The organism is Paenibacillus faecalis (assembly GCF_900289175.1).
Taxonomy (GTDB): Bacteria; Bacillota; Bacilli; order Paenibacillales; family Paenibacillaceae; genus Paenibacillus_AQ; species Paenibacillus_AQ faecalis.
Genome location: NZ_LT985747.1, coordinates 4242106 through 4261404, shown reverse-complemented (window position 1 = coordinate 4261404; position 19299 = coordinate 4242106). Strand labels below are relative to the sequence as shown.

The following is a 19299-nucleotide window of genomic DNA, read 5'->3' as shown; positions in this document are numbered from 1 at the left end:
CATAACATGCTTAGAAGGCGCTTTCATTTATGATGTGTGTCTATTGCAGGTTTTTCTCTTTATTAATCGCTTCGTCTGCACGTTTCTTGATCGCTTGCACAGCTTCGTCCAGAGAGTGTTGCCCGATTAAATATTTTTCGCTTTCTTCAAGGATAATGTTGCCGTACTCGGTTGCTGCGGGTCCGATAATTTTTTCCTGTACAAAGCCCAGGTTGTTGTCGATCAATGCTGTTTTCAAATCTTCAACGGTCACATCACCGTCTGTACTGTCTGAGATCGTTTTAAACATTTTGTCGTATTCTTCTTGACTTAAGTCTACTCGGGCCGGGAACTGATTCTTATATTTGTATCTGTTTTCTGCAACGAATTTAATGTATTCATAGGCTTCTTTCGGGTGCTCCGAGTTTTTGGAAATTCCGTACCCTGAGCTGATCCCCAAGTTGTTATTGCCTTTTCCGTCGGTCGGAATTTGCGTGATGCCCCATTTCCATTCGAGAGGATAGTTCGCTTTATCGGTGAAAACGCCGAGATACCAATCCCCGATAAAGTGCATTCCGTAATTTCCGGTTGTAAAACCGTCCCAAGCTAATTTCCTTGTTTTAAACTCAAGCCAGCTCGGTTGAATTTTATGCGTGTTGCCCAGATCGCCAAAAAACTTCAAGCTTTCTTTGTATGCCGGATCGTCATAATTTGAAGTTCCGTCCTCTTTATAGCCTGGCACATCGTTTTGTCTGGCAAGCATGTACATATACACATCGTAGTCGAGCATGTAGGAACCATAAATTCCTTTATCTTTATCGGTTAATTTTTTGGCAGTTTCGATATATTCGTCCCAGGTCCATTCTCCTTTCGGATATGGTACACCGGCCTCATCGAAAATTTGCTTGTTGTAGAAAACGGTCCACTGTGATGCCAGAACAGGCAGGCTGTAAACTTTGTCGTTATAACGTGAGAGATATTTACCGTAAATTTTGTCCACGTCATAATTTTCACTTGCGATCATTTCATCCATCGGAAGAAGCCAGCCGCTTTCGGCATATTTTTGCTCAATCAATTTGTTGCTCAGATTGATAATATCGGTTTTGTCTCCGCTTGTGACGGAAATATCAATTTTTTTGAAAATTTCGGGACCTTCGCCAGGGACGATCACCGGTTCAATTTTAATTCCGGTCTTTGCTGTGAAATCATCGTTCAATCTTTTGGTGTCTGGATTATCGGCTTCTTTGGCCTCCATAAACATTGTAAGTGTAACCGGTTCAGACTTCTCTTCTTGTGCGGAATTTTCTGAAACGGCAGATGGTTCCGTACTCTCTTTCGAACCGCAGCCTGCCAACAACGAGATCAGCATAACGGCTGCCAGCGCTGTCATGAGCAGCTGGTGTTGTTTCCATGTTCTCAATTTCATTTCCCCCTCCGTAATTGGTGAATTACAACTCCATTATAGTGAGTTTCTCAAGGGGAAATTAATTGCTATATTACGTTTTCGTTTATACTTCTTAATGTTTATTCTTCTGTCAAATAACGACTTTAACATAGGATTGCATCAGATCATTCACGGGATTTATCTTTTTTACAGAATTATTGCATTTATCGATGATTGAACATCAAGAACCGTCACGAAACGGTTACTAATATTCTAATACAACCATTTGATGGCACTCTACTTTCGGAAGTGTATAGACAATGGTTCCGCCTGTTTGCTGAAACGGGATTTCCTGCTGCTGTGGCGCCAAATATACTCGTTTGATTGGTTCCGGCAGTCGCAAGGTGACCTGAATATCATACACGGGAATGATATCTTCAATAATTTCTACTTGTTCTCCTCGCTTTACCGGGGAAGCATACAGCACATGGTTCACATACCGATGTTCCGCTTGCTGCTGTTGGAGGGTCACAACGCCCTGGGCAGGCAGGTCGGTCTCTAGCGTTTTTCGATCCGTCAGCAGATGATTCAGTGCATAAAGAATACTTTCTTTCAGCGATAAGCTGCCCTTTGTGGCATATTCATCAAACACGCTCCAGGCCATATAAATACCGCCAGTTCCTTCGACCATACCCGGGCCGCCGTAGGTTCCTCTGTTAGGGGAGTGTTGGTGTGAACAGAAGGTGAAGATATCCCGGTTGAAATACGGATCTTCACGCTGTCCCAGCTCAGTTCCGCCGGCAAGCTCGACCTTTTGACCTTGTGAATATTGAATGAAGCTGGCGTTGCCAAGGCTTTTTAATGGGAAATGCGGCTTGAAATAATCCGGCCGATATGGATTTTCCTCCACCCATCGTACGCCCAGATCGATTGCAAACTCTGTGTGGTTTTCTTGCAGGCCGGATTGCCCGGTCGCCAAAATTTTACCGCCATTTTGAATATAGGCATTTAATTTGTGCTTAAGCGGTTGATCGATGAACACTTTGTCAGGCAGAATAATGACCTTGTAACGGTCAAAGTCGCTTTCCAGATCAATGACATCAAACAGGATATGTCCCTCAAGCAGTATGCGAGCGGCGCCCGCATCGGATTTAGACGTTCTGGCAGCCTGTTCTTCACCGCTGTGATGTTTACCTACCGCTTCCAGAGTGAGTAACGCAACATCCGCGATGTTATTTGTATTTGTGCACCATGGTTCTTTTTCAGCTACTTCACGATAGGCAGCTCCGATCAGCTCATAAGTCGCAGGGTCCATCCAGCCTTCTGGATGAAGCTGATCGCCTACTGAGCAGCGAGCGCCATTGGCAATGCTTAGTGCTGTTTCGTACCGAAGTGCATTCGGGTGTTTGTATCCGCCGAACTCGCCCCAGGTGGTGTGGAATTTTCCGGTCATGCCGAGAAAATCCATTCCCAGCTGCTGCGCGTAGCGTGCCGAGAGTGGAAAGTGATCGTATCCCCATCCGCCAGTAGGCAATGACTCCAATTCCAGATGGGTATTCATAAAAGCCAGATCGCGTCTTCCGCGAGTAATATGTCCTCCGTTATGAAAGATAGGGAGTCCTGGTTTCAGCGCATGTGCTGCGCCATTTATACGCTTGGTATAATTGGAATACGTCCTTTCCCAGAGCGCTTCCATAGCTTCTATATCTCGGGGATCATGGCCTTCCTGAAGGATCGCATTTACACAGTTGTGGCAATAGCATGATTTCTTACCGGCAATATCGAGGAAAAGTCCGTCTACCGGATAACGGGTTACAACCTCCTCGACTTGTTTGACAAGTATATCAAGGTACGGGGAATTCATGCATAACTCATGGTATCCGGGAACCATAAAGCCTTTGGCCCAGGTGGTCTGATCGTTCTTGTCACGGAATAGCCAATCCGGATGGTGCCGAGCGAGCTTCTCATCCAGACCGGCAGATAGATACACCGGCGTTTTGACACCGATTTCATGAGCTGCCTCGATCATGGCTCCCAGCAGGTCAAAGTGGAGATGAGGATGGATTTCATTGGCTTCCGACGGGTGATAGGCCCAGCCATGGTGGCATTTCGAAAAGACGGTAATCGAATCGACATGGCCGAGCTGAAGCATTTCCTGAAATTGGGCTTTGTCAAACTTGGTTCCAATGTCCATGATGTGTTCCGAAGTGTGAAAATCAAGATGAACTTGTCGAAAACGCATACGAATTCTCCTTTATAATAAAAGTATTCGGTTTTAATATAGTCATAGGCGCTTGATTATGAAAGATGCTAAAACGACTACTTATAGCACAATATCGACTTTCAAGGAGAGCTGCTGTATGGAATGTTTAGAAATTCAGATCCCGCCGCTGCCCCAATTCATAACGGTAGGACACGCTTACTGGTCGAAAGGAATGAAGCATTTTAAACGTAGGTTTGGCATTTACGATGTCGTGTTCGTTAAAGAGGGCGGACTCTATATTCAGGAGGAAGAAAAAGAATATCAATTAACCGCAGGGCATGTTCTCGTGCTGGAACCCAATAAAACACACTGGGGCTATCGTGCAACGGATGAGCAAAGCGAGGTGTATTGGGTGCATTTCATGCTTCAAGAAGCAGAGAGACTATTGCCACGCACCGATATTCCATGGTCGTATAAACTTCGGAGAGGGACAGATGTTGATCTGGAGCCGGCCAAGCAGTTTATGTACATACCTAAGTTCGGTCCATTGAATTTAAACCCGATTTTCCCGGTTCTTGATCGTATGCTTGAGCTGCATCAAATGTTTTCAACAGAGAATGCTCTGGCTTTACAGGTTACATTGGCCGATTTACTGATGAAAATGCAGGATGCGCTGCGGGTGAGCGATATGCCAAGCTCGGCACATTTGGCGGAGGCTGTTATTGAATATTTGAATCTTCATATCGGTGCTTCGTTTCAATCGAAGCATATGGAACAAGCGCTGCATTTTCATTATGATTATTTGTCCCGCTGTTTAAAGAAACATACCGGAATGACCCCGGTTGCTTATTTGAATCACATTCGTCTTTTAAATGCTAAATCACAGCTTGAGCATTCGGATTTGTCCGTACAGGAGATCGCTGAAAGGAACGGCTTTAGCAGTTCCAACTACTTTATTCGGTTATTTCGAAAAAACTTTGACATGACCCCTAAGCAATATCGGGACGCTAATGCAAGCATGGCAAATATGGAAAATCGCCCGCCAGAATGATGTTGATCATCGTTCTGGCGTTTTTTCGTTCGATGACATCGAAACGGCAGACGACGAAACCGTGAACGCTTGTGAAATAGTGCAAAGAAAATGTAAAAAAGATATGGACTGGACCTTGTGAAGGTTTTACATGACATCAGATGTCATCGGCATTTCTTAAAAGATGCAGAAAAGACAAATGAATCTGAAGAATATGAATTCATCGCCTTTCTACGGTTTCTTATACTTTGTATGTAATGTTCAAGCCGCAAAATACAATCAAAGATAAGGGAGTGGTTATCATTGACGACCCGAGCGAAGAGGTTGTTATCTCTCAACAAGTCCCGAACAACATTTAATTTGAAGAAACAGGAAGAACGTGCGGCAGTTATGATGATTATGCCGTTTATGATCGGCTTCATTATTTTTGCTCTTATTCCTGTCGTATACGCTATCGTTCTTAGCTTTTTAAACTATAACTCTCTTATGGATTTGAAGGATGTTAAATGGATCGGTCTAAGCAACTACATCCAGGTATTTCAAGATGAGGTGGCGTTAAAAGCGTTTCTGAAAAGCTTTTATTACATTTTGATCTATGTGCCGAGTGTGTTGATTTTTGGATTCGTGATGGCACTTTTGCTTAATAAGGCTTTCTATGGAAGAACCGTTATTCGCACGCTGATCTTGATGCCTTACGTCTCTAACCTCGTTGCGGTAGCGATGGTGTTTGCTATCCTACTGGACCCTTTTAACGGGCCGGTCAATATGTTGCTCGGCTATCTTGGTATAGACAATCCACCGATGTGGCTGGCTGGTACGAAAGAGGTCATTCCTACCGTTGCCTTGATTAGCGTCTGGCAGGGTTCGGCTTTCCATACCATTGTGTATTTGGCGGCGCTGCAAGGTGTCCCAAGGGAATTGTACGAAGCTGCTGAAATCGATGGGGCGAGCCGTTGGAAGAAAATAACCAATGTTACGCTGCCGATGATATCGCCAACGACCTTTTTCCTGATTATTGTTAGCATCATTAATGCGCTGCAAAACTATAGCGCTATTAAAGTGTACAGTGATGGAGGCCCTGGAGATGCTTCCCGCGTTATCTCTTATAACATTTATGAAGAGGCGTTTTCCTACAACCATTTCAGCTATGCTGGAGCGCAGTCCGTACTCTTGTTCCTGATCGTGCTTGTGATCACTATCATTCAATGGAAAGGACAGAAAAAATGGGTGCACTATTAAAAAGAGTGGATGGAAAAAAGACGCTGTATTCCTTGTTTATGTGTGCCGTCGGACTGATGATGGTCGTCCCGTTCATCTTTATGATATCGGCTTCTTTCAAGTATACGGGAGATGTGTTCGATAAACCTTTGGAGATTATACCTAGCAGAATCAACTGGGATAACTACCCATACCTGTTCAACCATAAATTCTTTTTTACTTGGTACTGGAACTCCATTCGGGTTGTGCTGTTAACGATTGTATTCCGTACATTCATTGTAACGATGGCGGCCTATACGTTTGCGAGGCTTGATTTCCGCGGAAAGAACTGGATTTTCATGGTGCTGCTGGCCACGATTATGATTCCTGGTGACTTAACCATCGTTGCAAGATATTTAATTTACAACTATATGAACCTGATCGATACGCAATGGGTCATTATTATTCCCGCGGCATTCGATGTGTTTTTCTTATTCTTGCTTCGGCAATTTTTTATCGTGATTCCAAGGGAATTGTCCGAGGCTTCCATGATTGATGGCTGCTCTCATTTCAAGATTTACTATCGAATTATGCTTCCGTTAGCCGTTCCCGCGATCGTCACGATGATCATATTCACGTTTATTTGGGTATGGAACGACTATGTCACTCCCTTTATCTTCATTACCGATATCAATAAACAGCTGATAACGGTTGGATTGCAATATTTTCAAGGTGAGGCCGGACCGCAATATGCGCTCCAAATGGCCGGAGCCAGTCTCGCTATCATTCCAACACTGTTGTTCTTTGCTTTTACGCAGCGCTATTTCGTAGAGGGAATTGTGGGCAGTGCCGTCAAAGGCTGACCTATGAAAACACATAACATGAACCAGGACTGATCCTAATTTAATGGGGTCAGTCCTTTTAGGTTTTAATAGAGACTACTCTCATTTAATACGATATATTACCTATAAATAATACGTCATAAATAATTTTTCATAAATAAATATGCTGCTATATATTGTATATTATTCGATATTATTGTACATTAATTGCGTAGGGTAGATGGAAAATCATGCATATATGGAGGAGATAAGATGAATCCAGGAATCGGCATTAGCGGTATGGGGCGGATTGGGCGGTTGTTGATCCGAAAGCTGATGCTCGGCAAGACCAGCGATCTGAAAGCGATCAACAGCATGCATCCGATTGAGACGATTGCTCATTTGTTGAAATATGATTCGATTCATGGAACGTGGGAAGCAGACATTCGGGTAGAGGGGGATGTTCTATTAATCAACGATCATGCCATTCAGGTTGTTTATGAACGTGACCCTTCCCGAATCCCGTGGAAGAAGCTCGGCGTTGACATCGTTATGGATGCAACCGGTAAGTTCAACAACCGTGAGGGTGCGAAGCTGCATCAAATCGGCGGTGCTGAAACGGTCATTATTACGGCGCCGGGAGAGAATATGGATTTGACGATCGTTATGGGAGTCAATGATGAGAAGTATGACCCGAAAGAACACAAGCTCTTGTCGGCAGCTTCTTGTACAACCAATTGCTTGGCTCCTGTATTGCATATTTTGGATCAAGCTTATGGTGTTCAGAGGGGGTGGATGACCACCATCCATTCTTTTACGTCGGATCAGCGGCATCTGGATAATCCGCATAAGGATTTGCGGAGGGCAAGAGGCTGCACACAATCGATTGTTCCGACTACAACGGGGGTGGGCAAAGCTTTGAAAGATGTCCTTCCGCATCTAGCAGGCTGTATGGAAGGAAGCTCTATCCGTGTGCCGACACAGGACGTATCGCTCATTGATCTGACTTTGCAGGTTTCACATGATACCAACACGGCGGATGTTCGAGCAAAGCTGCGTGAAGCGGCAAAGGGGAGGTCCTCCGCTTATGTGGACTACACGGAGGAGCCGCTTGTTTCCATTGATTTCATAGGCAACGATAAATCGGCGGTGATCGACGGTTTAACTGTTAGCGCATCCGATCGGTTTATTAAATTGATGGCATGGTACGACAATGAATGGGGATATGCAAGCAGAGTCATTGACTTGGCTAATCTGGTACAAGAGAGGATGAGTGAGGCATGTATGATTCCGCTCAACAAGTAAAAATGGGTGTTATTATTTGCACGCATTGCAACTCTCAGGTAGATACGCTGGATACCGATAGAATTGCTGTTTTCTATGGTGTATGCGACAAGACGGAATGCCGCCAGATGCACAGCAGCATTCATGAGCCGCAAAGAGGAATTGATTTCGAATAACTAGCAGGATCAGGAAGGACAGGAGGATGAACCGTGACGACGAATAGTAAAGTAAACACACAAACTACTGATTTACACGTAAAGACAGCTTCCCACAATCTGACGGTTGTGAAGCTGGTCGAGTCTGCTCTTCGTCGCGGCGAAGGACAGCTGACCTCCACAGGTGCACTGCAGATCACAACAGGAAAGTTTACCGGACGTTCACCCAAGGATAAATTTATCATCAAAGAGACCGATACCCAGGATAGAATCGCTTGGGGAGGCTTTAATCAGGCGCTGACCCCCGCACAGTTTGACTCGCTCTATGAGAAGACGATGAAATATATGGAGGACCGCGAACTATTCGTATTCGACGGTTATGCAGGGGCAGATCGGGACTATCGCTTGCCGATCCGAATTGTAAATGAGCACGCTTGGCAAAATCTGTTTGTCCATCAGTTGTTTATTCGTCCAACCGAAGCTGAGCTGATGACCCATGAGCCTGAATTTACGGTCATTGCAATGCCTGGCGTGAAGGCGGACCCCATGATAGACGGTACGAATTCCGAAACGTTTATCGCACTTTCCTTTGAACGGAAGGTGCTGTTAATTGGCGGAACGCACTATGCGGGTGAGATGAAAAAGTCGATTTTCAGTGTGATGAACTTTTTGCTCCCATTCCGCGGTGTCCTGCCGATGCACTGCTCCGCCAATGTTGGCGAGGCGGGGGATACGGCATTATTTTTCGGCTTGTCGGGAACAGGAAAAACAACGTTATCGGCAGATCCGAAGCGCCGCTTAATTGGCGATGACGAGCATGGCTGGTCGGATAAAGGCATTTTTAACTTTGAGGGCGGATGTTACGCCAAATGCATCGGGCTGACGGAGATGAAGGAGCCGCAAATCTGGAATGCGATCCGGTTCGGTACGGTGCTGGAGAACGTGTTCATTCATGCAGATTCGGGCGAAGCCGATTACCATAATGCGGAATTGACGGAAAATACCCGTGCTGCATATCCGATTGAGTTCATCCAGGATTCAGTCATTCCTGGAATCGGAGGCCATCCCAAGGTTATTATTTTCTTGACCGCCGATGCTTGCGGCGTTCTGCCGCCAGTATCCAAGCTGACGAAGGAGCAGGCGATGTATCATTTCCTGTCCGGTTATACCTCCAAGGTGGCGGGGACCGAGCGCGGGGTGACGGAGCCTGAAGCGACGTTCTCCGCATGTTTTGGGGAACCGTTCCTTCCGCTGCGGCCGGATGTATATGCGGAAATGCTCGGAGACCGAATCACCAAGCATGAGACGCGCGTCTATCTGGTAAACACAGGCTGGAGCGGCGGGCCGTATGGTATAGGCAAGCGAATAAATCTGGAGCACACCAGATCTATGGTGTCGGCTATTATTAGCGGAAGCATAGAAGAGGCATCGTTCCGTCCCCATCCGGTGTTTGGCACGCTAATGCCGGATGAGGTACAGTCGGTTCCTTCAGAGCTTCTTGATCCGAGAAATGTCTGGGCAGACCAAGATGCCTATGACCGCAAGGCAAGGGAGCTGGCGCAGCGGTTCCATCGGAATTTTGAGAAGTTTGAAGGGGTGTCGGACAGCATCAGGATGGCTGGCCCCAAGGTGTAGCTACATTTAGATTTCATAGCGCTCATTACCGAGCGAGAAGAGATTCAAGCTGTTTATCATTCATATATTGTTTTGAGATTAGCTCTAACAGGGCGCACCTGATATTGGTGCAGCCCTGTTTTTGTATGGTCGACACTGTTTAGTCCCTAGATTTGATAGGGGATGACATATGGATAGTTGCAGTCAGCTGCAGGACCTACTTGCAGGAATGCTGACTAACTATACTTGTGAAAAGCTGCTTGCTCTGACGCTTGCAATAATTAACGGCAGTGTCCGTTCTACCAGCGACTCGGGACTCTCTTTACTAGGCTGCTTGCTCCATTGCTCGACGATGCCATAGATGGACCAGCTGACAAGGGTAGCCTTGATTTCCGCATCCCGCCGAGGATCTGCGGCCTTTCCGTGATGAGAGCTGGCCATGCAGCTATAAACGATGTTGTACAGCCGCTTTTTGGCGTTTTCCTCCACGGCAGCCGATAAAGTAAGCCTGCGGTTAATGCCCTGGCTTGTTTCCTCATGCCATTTGCATATAGCCAGCATCAGGTCACGGACTACATCTTCTTCTTTCGGCTCCTGACCCAACGTGACCCATGCATTAATGGTATCCTCCAGCATGGAGCCCAGCGTTTCATCCAGCAGCTCGTATTTATCCTGAAAATGTCCATAAAATGTGGCCCGGTTCAGTTCCGCACGATCCGTAATATCTTTGATGGTAATATCTTGAAAATCCTTTTCGGAGAGCAGCTCTATAAAAGCCTGCTGCAAGTATCTTCTCGTTTTTTTGGCCCGCGGATCATTTTTGTTTACGTATTCTCTCATGTAATCTTCGCTCCTTGAACTTTGAATGCAATGAAGATAAACAACAAATTTTTTGAAATGTTGTTTAGGCAACAGATGAGACAAACTGATAATTGTACTGGGGCGCTAACCCTATTATGATACTAATTAACATGTGTTGAGTAGTCAACTTATGTTGATTAATGATGGGGGGATAGAGATGAGAGTCACGGTGTTTGGTGCAACGGGGAGAACCGGAAGGTTGTTTATAAAGAAGGCTTTGCTTAAGGGACATGAAGTGGTAGCATTTGCACGAAGTCCTGAGAAAATCACCTTTCAGCATGAAAGATTAACCATTATAAAAGGAACCTTATCGGATATAGATGCAATTGAAAAGGCGGTGAAAGACACCGATGCCGTTATAGAACTGATTGGAGCGGTAAGTGAAGGAACGGCCAATATCGTTGCGGCGATGCAAAAGCATAATGTGCGGCGGCTGATTGCACTTTCGGCTATCAGTCATCAGGATGCGCTGGACAAGCGGGATTTCCAGCGTGCGCTCATCAATGGCATCGTCAAATTGACGATGCCTAAACTTGTGAAGGAAGTTTCGAAAGCCGCTGCGATCATCCGTGAATCCGAACTGGATTGGACATTGGTCCGAGTTCCTTCTTTGAAGGATAATGGGAGCAGCTCTTATGTAAAGGTAGGCAGCTATGGCCGTGGTGAGGTAGGATTTCAGCTTTCGCGGGCGGACTTGTCCCAATTTATGTACGAGCAGCTGACAGATCAAAAATATATTAGACAGGCACCTGCGATTAGCAGCTGACCCATGAGCGAACTAGCAAGGCGAACGAATAAATCAATGAAGCTCAGGGAACAGTCTTCCGTTAAAAAGGTTAAAAAGCAGACCGCTCAAGCTTCATTCTTGAGCAGTCTGCTTGGTTTTGTTACAGTGTTTTTTTCTTTTACGATGAATTTTACAGATCTTGTCCTGTTACGATCTGGTGAATAACCTTGAGCGGAAGTTTTGGCTCCCGATCATAGGTGAGCAAGCCATTGATTTCTTGCTCAACATCGGTTAGCTGGGTATAGCAGAAGCCCTGAACGACAGAGGATCGATAGATCGGACGAATGACGGCCTGTAGACGAGCTTTGAAATCTTCATCATTTTCCGCACCTGAGTAACCCCAGCCATCCCAATCACTCTTCTTGAATTTAATTCCGCCAAATTCGGTCACCAATATCGGCTGTCCTTCATATTCGGCACCGCCCACAAAAACAGGCTTCATAGCAGGTGTGGATTCAATCGTACTCTCTATTGTCGCATAACGTTCAGTCAACACTTGTTCTTTCCACTCATAGTCGTGAATGCCGACAATATCGGTGTTCATCATTTCCCAGCCATCGTTGTAAATGACAGGCCTTGAGGGATCAAACGATTTGGTCATGTGATACATGGCAAGACCATGATGCTGCTGACATTTGTCAGTCTGCACGAGTGGAATGCCCCAGCTTTCGTTCAGGGGAACCCAGACGGTAATACAAGGGTGGTTGTAGTCGCGTTCAACGATCTCCTGCCATTCACGCATGAAACGGTTGACGTATGTCGTCGTATACTGATAGGCATTGGCCGCTTCTCCCCAGACAAGAAGGCCCATTCGGTCTGCCCAATACAGGTAGCGAGGATCTTCCGTTTTCTGATGCTTGCGTACACCGTTAAAGCCCATCGCTTTTGTCAGCTCAATATCTTTTATAAAATCCGCATCATCAGGAGCGGTTAATAGTCCGTCTGGAAAATATCCTTGGTCCAATACAAGCCGCATCGTATAAGGATGATTGTTCAGACAAAGCTTGCCATGTTGGATAGATATCTTGCGCATACCGAAATAGCTGGCGACTTCATCAATCACCTGCCCATCGACAAGAAGCTGAAGAGACACATCTAACAGATTCGGATTTTCCGGAGACCAGTGATAATCAGTTCCCCGATTGTTGTATTCATTGTTCAAGCCGATGGAGCCCCACTCTTCACGATGGTTTACACGGATTTTATGTTCGGTAACGACTTTGCTTTTAAAGGATATGGTGAAGCAGGCTTCAACTTTATGCGTCGCTGCCAATGAATCGAGTCCATTTACATACAACCGATATTGAACCTCGTTGCGATCGATGTCAGGAGTAAACTTGGTTTTCTCCATATGGACGTTGCTCACGGCTTCTAACCACACGGTTTGCCATATGCCTGTCGTGCCAGTGTAGAAGATGGACTCGGACTTTTCTTTCCAATATTGCTTCCCCCGCGGCAGGGCATTATCTTTGCTGAAATCCTCAGCCCTTACGGTAATGATATTTTCCCCGTCTTGCAGTGAATGTGTGATATTCGCGAAAAATGGAGTATGTCCTCCTTCGTGAGAAATCACATGCTGTCCATTTACCCATACATCTGCTTTATAATCAACGGCACCGAAATGCAGCAAAACTTGTTTTGAAGACCACTCTGCCGGCAAGGTAAAGGATTTGCGGTACCAGACCAGATCATGAAAGCTTGTGTCATCAATTCCGCTCAGCTTGCTCTGGTAACAATACGGCACTTGAATCCGACCGCTCAGCGGTTGCTTTCGTGCATACAAGCGATGGAGGTCTCCTGTACGTTGATCGTCCATCTCAAATTCCCATTCCCCATTCAAGTTTATCCATTGTTTACGTTCCCATTGCGGCTGAGGATGTTCAGGTCTTGGCTGAAGTGATGGTGAAGCTGCTGAATTCATTTGGGAAGCTCCTTTCATTAACTGAAAAGTTAATAATAAAGTTGTAAGTTGTTGATTAACTTGAATTATAGTCGTTTCGCTATTGTTGTCAACCTTTAAGTTGTTTAATTAACCTGAAAGTTACTGTATAATGAGATCAGACTAAATGTTCTCGGCAGTTCAAGGTTAAACTCATACTATATTTAAGGAGTTCGATTATGAAATTACCGGTAAGTATTGAGCAGCTGTCTTTCTTTGAAAGTCTCGGCTCTGAAACACGGCTTCGCATCATTGATTATTTACGAGAAGAACCGCATAACATAAAGGATTTGGCGGAGAAATTGCAGCTTTCCTCTGCGATTATTACAAAGCACATACAGAAGTTGGAGGAAGCAGGTATTGTGGAAACAGAGAGCGTCCCGGGCATACGAGGTGTGCAGAAGCGATGCTCTTTGAAGCTTACGCAAGTGGAACTGCTGTTCCAGAATTCGCTTGCTGATCAAACAACAGACTCGGTAGCAGAACAACCAACGGGTGATATCTTTTCGATTCCGGTAGGTCAGTACGTCGATTATGAAATTAAACCAACCTGCGGTTTGGCTTCACGGGACAAGCTGATCGGGATTGTGGACGACCCGAGATATTTTGCAGACCCTGAGCATGTGAAAGCAGATCATCTCTGGTTTGCAAGCGGATATGTGGAGTACAGATTACCGAATTATTCTGTGTCGACCGAGCGGATTTCCAGTTTGCGAATTTCGCTTGAAGTGTGTTCGGAGGCCCCGGGCTTTCAAAAGGATTGGCCATCGGATATAACTTTTTCATTAAACGGGAAGGAACTACTTACTTGGACTTGTCCCGGTGATTTTGGAGATAAGAGAGGCAGGTATACCCCCGCATGGTGGACGGACAAAATGACACAGTATGGCTTATTGAAGACGCTGCTAATCACGCATGAAGGGACATTTCTCGATGGCATCCGGATGTCTGATTTTTCAGTACATGAAATTTCGATGGAAAAGAACCGCGATATCCGTTTCCGAATTGCTTCGCTCGCTTCAGCCAGACATCCCGGGGGCGTTAGTCTCTTCGGACGAGGCTTCGGAAACTATGATCAGGACATTGAAGTGACGTGGGAATATCAATAGGAAAAGAAGGAGGGCATATAGCCATCCAGTTTTTCATTATTTTCTGAATTTATTACACACTTTTCACCGGATTCTCATAACATTGTCATCTTGCTTTAACTGTTTTGATACAACTCCTTCCAATCTGGCTGGTACATTGAATATATAAATTATGTTTGTTTGTGAACAACAGGGAGGATACATATCAATGAACAACGTTAAAAGAAGCAAATGGGGTATTGCAATACTAACTGTACTGGCAGTGGGCCTTCTGGCAGGCTGCTCGGATAATAAGTCGGCAGACGCTTCAAAGGTATCGGACCAGCAGGCAGAAGCGCAAGACAGCAAGCAAACGAGCAATGAGGAAAAGAAAGTTGAAGCGAAGGAAGAACAGCCTGTGAGCGACGGACATGAGAACGAGGCGGATGTAGAAACTTTCATTAGTAAAGAAGGCGGGTTTTCTCTGGAGCTTCCGGAGATGTGGACAAACACCGAGACCGAGGTTGTTGGCATCGTTGAAGGCAAGGATGAAATTATGAAAAACATTGATTGGCAGACATCCTTTTATCTAATCGTAAATGGTAAAGCTGATGAGAGTTCCGGGCCTTTGATGACGATCAGCAAGATGACCAAAGAAAATTACGAGATTATGGCAAAAGAAGAAGGACCTGCTTTGGGCGAGAAATTAGACGAAAACGATAAATATGTCTGGATCTTATCTCTCCCGCAATCCAACCCTTACGATGAGAAATCGGAAGAATTCAAAAAATTCAATGACATGGTGCTGGACTTTGATTTTGTGAAAGAACGTTTCCATGTGAGCAACTAATTCCCGTGTTAATGGGATTGCAAGAACTCCTTCTAACGCATCCAAGTGAAGGAGTTTTTTGCATTTTGAAAGATGAAATCATTCGAGATGATATACAAATCCGCTAAATTCGAATAAAATAAGAACATAGGCTGGGTGAAAATGACAGATTCATTTCGGTCGAATGAAATTCTGAAAAGGACCATGTACATATTTGGTTCAACCTAAAGGAGCTGATTTGCCAGGAACAAGGGATCGGCACTATTCACTATTATTCAATAAAGGCGGAGGTAAATGATGAAAAAACTAATCATTGGAGTCTCAGGGGTTGCTGTTGTTGCACTTGGGATTTATTTATTTTTAATAAATGGGGACAAAGATGGGACGAGCCAAGTCGCATCAAGTGACCAAATTGCATCAAGTGACCAAGTCGCATCAGGCGACATCAAGAAAATCGTACAAGACTTCAGTTTGGGCAATAGTAAAGCGGTGTCTGCTTCCATTACATCAAACGAACTGATGGTCATTAATGAAGATTCGACAGAAACGGTCTATCGTTTGCCTGACGATGAATTTTTCGTTTCTATTGCCCCGTTCGTCAATGAAACGCACCCTTGTGCGATTCACAACTTGGCCTCATGCCGTGGAGAAATGGCGAACGAGGAATTCGATGTGTATATTGAAGATCATGACGGGAACGTGGTCATGGATGAAACGATCAAATCTCAGCCAAATGGATTTATTGATTTATGGATTCCACGTGATAAAGAACTCAAAGTAAAGATTTCGCATGATGGAAAAACGGCCGAATCAGACATTTCATCATTTGAAAAGGACAATACTTGCATTACGACGATGCAGCTGACTTAATAATACCTGGCAAAATACAGCCAAAATGAACATTTGAAGCCCATTCCTCTAAAAAGTGAGGAATGGGCTGTTTTTATAGCGTAATAGACCAAGCCTCGACCTTGTTAAGCTTTATGTAAGGTTCGTATAAAAATGATGTAAGGTTCGACACCTATAATGAAGATGTGATTCACAAACAGAGATTTTAAGGAGAACACATCAACATGACAACCATACTAGAAGCAACGCATGTAGAAAAAACATATGGCATAAAAGGCAATACGTACACCGCACTGCAGGATATTAATCTGGAAATCCGGGAAGGTGAATTTGTCGGTATTATGGGACCTTCTGGAGCGGGGAAATCGACGCTTCTGAATATTTTCTCGACGATCGATACGCCAACTGCTGGGGAGGTTGTTATTGCCGGTCAGAACATCGTCACCATGAATGAAGAACAACTTTCTGACTTTCGTCGAAACAAGCTGGGGTTTATTTTTCAGGATTACAATCTGCTTGATACGCTGACGGTGAAGGAAAACATCTTGCTGCCGCTTGCCTTGTCCAAAGTACCAGCCGCTGAGATTGAGCGCCGTGTTAATGAAATTGCCGATACGTTCAGCATTCGCGACATATTGGACAAGTACCCCTATCAAATTTCAGGGGGGCAGAAGCAGCGAACCGCCGCTTCGCGAGCGATTGTTGCTGACCCTAGCCTGATTTTGGCGGACGAGCCGACCGGGGCGCTGGATTCCAAGTCGGCGACCAGCCTGCTGCAAAGCCTGAAGAAGCTGAATGAGGAGAACGGTTCAACGATTATGATGGTCACCCATGATGCTTATGCGGCAAGCTACTGCAAACGGGTCGTTTTTATTAAGGATGGACAGCTGGTTCAAGAGCTGCATAAGAAGAACCAAACACGCAACATGTTTTTTGATCAGATTATGGAGGTTCTTGCAGCACTTGGGGGTGAGCATGATGACATTGTTTAGCATCGCGAGAAAAAATATTGTTAAAAACTTCACCCATTACTTTTTATATTTTGCATCGATGATCTTTAGTATCGTGATTTACTTTACATTTGTTTCATTAAAATATGACACTACGATTCAGGCCGCATCGGAAAGCTCAACGAAGATCAGCTCTGTCTTTAGCGCCGCAGCTGTTGTGCTGATCGTATTTGTAGCAATCTTTATTTGGTATTCAAATTCGTTCTTTACACGCAAGCGAAAGAAAGAGGTTGGCCTGTATTGCTTGCTGGGTGTGAGGAAAAAACAAATCGGGCGCATGCTGTTTTATGAAAATTTCCTGATGGGCGTGATGGCGCTGTTGATCGGGCTAATTTTTGGCTCTGTTCTCTCAAGACTTTTTGCAGCCCTATTAATGAAGGTAATGGGTTATGATGTCATCGCAAATTTTTCAATCGCACCACAAGCGGTCATCGATACCGTCATCGTATTCATGCTAATTACGCTTGTAACCTCTTTTCAAGGATATAGGCTGATTTATCGCTTTAAATTAATCGAACTGTTCCATGCAGATCAGATGGGAGAACAAGAACCAAAAGCCTCATGGGTAACCGCCGTGCTGTCGATCTTCTTGATCGGTACCGGATACTGGCTGGCGATGCAGGATCTGCTGCATTCCAATGTGTGGAAGACGCTGGGGTACATGGTAACTCCTCTACTGATTCTATTGACAGTCATTGTCGGCACATACCTACTGTTCAGTACCCTGACGGTTGTTTTGCTGAAAATGTCCAAAAGAAACAAGAAGAGATACTACAGTGGCGTTCGAATCATCGGTACGTCGCAGCTGTTGTACCGAATGAGGGGCAATGCCAGAACTCTTACGATTATCGCTGTACTGAGTGCAACGACATTGACCGCTGTGGGAACAGCTTACAGCTTCTACTACAGTAATCGCAGTAACGCACTGGAGGCGACTCCAAATAGCATGATGTTTATTTCGGACAGCAGCAGCACGACCAGAAAAGTAGATGAAACTATAGCGAAATCTAAGGAACATAAGCTGCTGTATCATGTTTCCGTTCCGGTTGTAGAAGCCGATGCAGAATTAACAGGGCTGGGAGAGATGTATGCGGGCGAGCTCCAGACCTTTACAATCCTGTCCAATCAGGATTTCAATAAGCTGACCAAGGCTCAGAACCGAAAGGAGACGCTTGAATTAAAAGCGGATGAAGCCGCTGTTTTAGACCCTTACTATATGGAAGGTTTGTCGCCTGAATATGTGGGGTCAACACTGACACTTGAACAGGACAAGCTGCAGGAGAGCATTACCTTCAAAGCGATGAAAACATACAGTGTCCTGAATCAGCATACGGCCTATTTTACGATCGTGGTTAGTGATGAACTGTACGCCAAGCTGGCATCGGAGCCGCGGACCTTCGAGATTTACGGTATTACGAATCAGGATGAAGCGAAGCTGCTGACCGGGGAGGTCTATAAGCTGCTTCCCGAAACCTCGCGCTTCACAAGCTTCTATGATGCTTTTGCAGGAGGAATGGAAACTACGGGCCTGATGATCTTTATGGGTGGTTTCCTCGGACTCGTCTTTCTTGCTGCCACTGGAAGTATTATTTATTTTAAACAACTAACCGAGGCCAATTCAGACAAAGGTAGATATGAGATTTTAAACAAAATCGGTTTGAACAAAAAAGAAATTCGAAAAACGATATCGAAGCAGGTCCTGTTTATATTTGCTCTTCCACTCATTGCGGGGATTGTCCACTGTTCTGTTGCACTGTATGCCTTATCTAATCTTTTAAATATGAATCTGGTAGTCCCGGTTCTCATCTGCATGGGCGTTTATACCTTTATTTATTTGCTCTACTATGTAATAACCGTGAATGCCTATTATAAAATCGTCACCCAAAATTAAAAAAAACATCATGAAAAAGGAGAAGCATCATGAAAAGAGTACTATTAATTGGCAGTATTTCACTTATCGTTTTAGTTATCGGATTTTTAGTTTTTATTCAAAATGTGAACATCAACCGCTTGGGTACAGATCACTACTACGTTCAGATCCAAGACGGAAAACGAATCGATGAGACAGCAGATGACGGAAAAAAGTATTTCTATTACGAGTATACCCTTGAGGCATTTGATCAAGATGGAAATTCAAAAACTTTGACTTTCAATGCGAATAAAGAACTGCGTAAGGATGCTTATCTGCGTCTTTACGTCAAACCGTCGGGCGTCAGTTCCTATCAGGAGGTGCAAGAAAGTGAGCTGCCAAAACAAGCCAAACAGCGGCTTGATTCGTTAAAGAAATGAA

Annotated in this window: 17 protein-coding genes; 13 read left to right on the top strand and 4 right to left on the bottom strand. The window is 44.8% G+C overall.

What is annotated here, in order from left to right:
• Window positions 1-40: 40 nt before the first annotated feature.
• Window positions 41-1399, bottom strand: coding sequence for an ABC transporter substrate-binding protein (locus tag C8268_RS19920; protein WP_158702790.1), 1359 nt, complete (start codon window positions 1397-1399; stop codon window positions 41-43).
• Between the two features lie 229 nt (window positions 1400-1628).
• Window positions 1629-3605, bottom strand: coding sequence for a beta-galactosidase trimerization domain-containing protein (locus C8268_RS19915; protein ID WP_106769282.1), 1977 nt, complete (start codon window positions 3603-3605; stop codon window positions 1629-1631).
• A 118-nt stretch (window positions 3606-3723) separates the two neighbouring features.
• Between C8268_RS19915 and C8268_RS19910 the strand changes: the two genes are divergently transcribed.
• The 6 genes from C8268_RS19910 (at window position 3724) to pckA (ending at window position 9688) form a co-directional block, all read left to right on the top strand.
• Window positions 3724-4617, top strand: coding sequence for a helix-turn-helix transcriptional regulator (locus tag C8268_RS19910; protein WP_158702789.1), 894 nt, complete (start codon window positions 3724-3726; stop codon window positions 4615-4617).
• 282 nt (window positions 4618-4899) lie between these two features.
• Complete coding sequence (locus C8268_RS19905) at window positions 4900-5835, top strand: carbohydrate ABC transporter permease (protein WP_106769280.1); 936 nt, start codon at window positions 4900-4902, stop codon at window positions 5833-5835.
• A complete protein-coding gene (locus tag C8268_RS19900; RefSeq protein WP_158702788.1) occupies window positions 5820-6656 on the top strand; it encodes a carbohydrate ABC transporter permease in 837 nt (278 codons plus the stop codon). The genes C8268_RS19905 and C8268_RS19900 overlap by 16 nt, the downstream gene beginning before the upstream one ends.
• Window positions 6657-6887: 231 nt before the next feature.
• Window positions 6888-7919 (top strand): type I glyceraldehyde-3-phosphate dehydrogenase, encoded by a 1032-nt coding sequence (gap, locus tag C8268_RS19895; RefSeq protein WP_106769278.1) that lies wholly within the window; start codon window positions 6888-6890, stop codon window positions 7917-7919.
• Entirely contained in the window at window positions 7895-8074 is a 180-nt protein-coding gene (locus C8268_RS19890; protein WP_106769277.1) for a GapA-binding peptide SR1P, read from the top strand. Before gap ends, C8268_RS19890 begins: the two co-directional genes overlap by 25 nt.
• Before the next feature lie 33 nt (window positions 8075-8107).
• Window positions 8108-9688 (top strand): phosphoenolpyruvate carboxykinase (ATP), encoded by a 1581-nt coding sequence (pckA, locus tag C8268_RS19885; RefSeq protein WP_106769276.1) that lies wholly within the window; start codon window positions 8108-8110, stop codon window positions 9686-9688.
• 219 nt (window positions 9689-9907) lie between these two features.
• Here pckA and C8268_RS19880 read toward each other — a convergent pair whose 3' ends face one another.
• Window positions 9908-10507, bottom strand: coding sequence for a TetR/AcrR family transcriptional regulator (locus C8268_RS19880; protein ID WP_106769275.1), 600 nt, complete (start codon window positions 10505-10507; stop codon window positions 9908-9910).
• A gap of 178 nt (window positions 10508-10685) precedes the next feature.
• Here C8268_RS19880 and C8268_RS19875 point away from each other — a divergent pair, with 178 nt between their 5' ends.
• Entirely contained in the window at window positions 10686-11294 is a 609-nt protein-coding gene (locus C8268_RS19875) for an NAD(P)-dependent oxidoreductase (protein WP_158702787.1), read from the top strand.
• A 151-nt stretch (window positions 11295-11445) separates the two neighbouring features.
• Here C8268_RS19875 and C8268_RS19870 read toward each other — a convergent pair whose 3' ends face one another.
• The gene (locus tag C8268_RS19870) at window positions 11446-13236 is read right to left on the bottom strand and encodes a glycoside hydrolase family 2 protein (RefSeq protein ID WP_106769273.1); all 1791 of its coding nucleotides are present in this window, start codon (window positions 13234-13236) and stop codon (window positions 11446-11448) included.
• Between the two features lie 197 nt (window positions 13237-13433).
• Between C8268_RS19870 and C8268_RS19865 the strand changes: the two genes are divergently transcribed.
• From C8268_RS19865 to C8268_RS19840, 6 genes are all read left to right on the top strand, one after another.
• Window positions 13434-14363: an ArsR/SmtB family transcription factor gene (locus C8268_RS19865; protein ID WP_106769272.1), complete on the top strand. Its 930-nt coding sequence runs from the start codon at window positions 13434-13436 to the stop codon at window positions 14361-14363.
• Between the two features lie 187 nt (window positions 14364-14550).
• A complete protein-coding gene (locus C8268_RS19860) occupies window positions 14551-15171 on the top strand; it encodes a hypothetical protein (protein WP_106769271.1) in 621 nt (206 codons plus the stop codon).
• Between the two features lie 276 nt (window positions 15172-15447).
• Complete coding sequence (locus tag C8268_RS19855; protein WP_106769270.1) at window positions 15448-16020, top strand: CueP family metal-binding protein; 573 nt, start codon at window positions 15448-15450, stop codon at window positions 16018-16020.
• Window positions 16021-16223: 203 nt separating this feature from the next.
• The gene (locus C8268_RS19850) at window positions 16224-16991 is read left to right on the top strand and encodes an ABC transporter ATP-binding protein (protein ID WP_106769269.1); all 768 of its coding nucleotides are present in this window, start codon (window positions 16224-16226) and stop codon (window positions 16989-16991) included.
• Window positions 16978-18900: an FtsX-like permease family protein gene (locus C8268_RS19845; protein WP_106769268.1), complete on the top strand. Its 1923-nt coding sequence runs from the start codon at window positions 16978-16980 to the stop codon at window positions 18898-18900. Before C8268_RS19850 ends, C8268_RS19845 begins: the two co-directional genes overlap by 14 nt.
• 29 nt (window positions 18901-18929) lie before the next feature.
• Complete coding sequence (locus C8268_RS19840; RefSeq protein WP_106769267.1) at window positions 18930-19298, top strand: YxeA family protein; 369 nt, start codon at window positions 18930-18932, stop codon at window positions 19296-19298.
• Window position 19299: the final 1 nt, after the last annotated feature.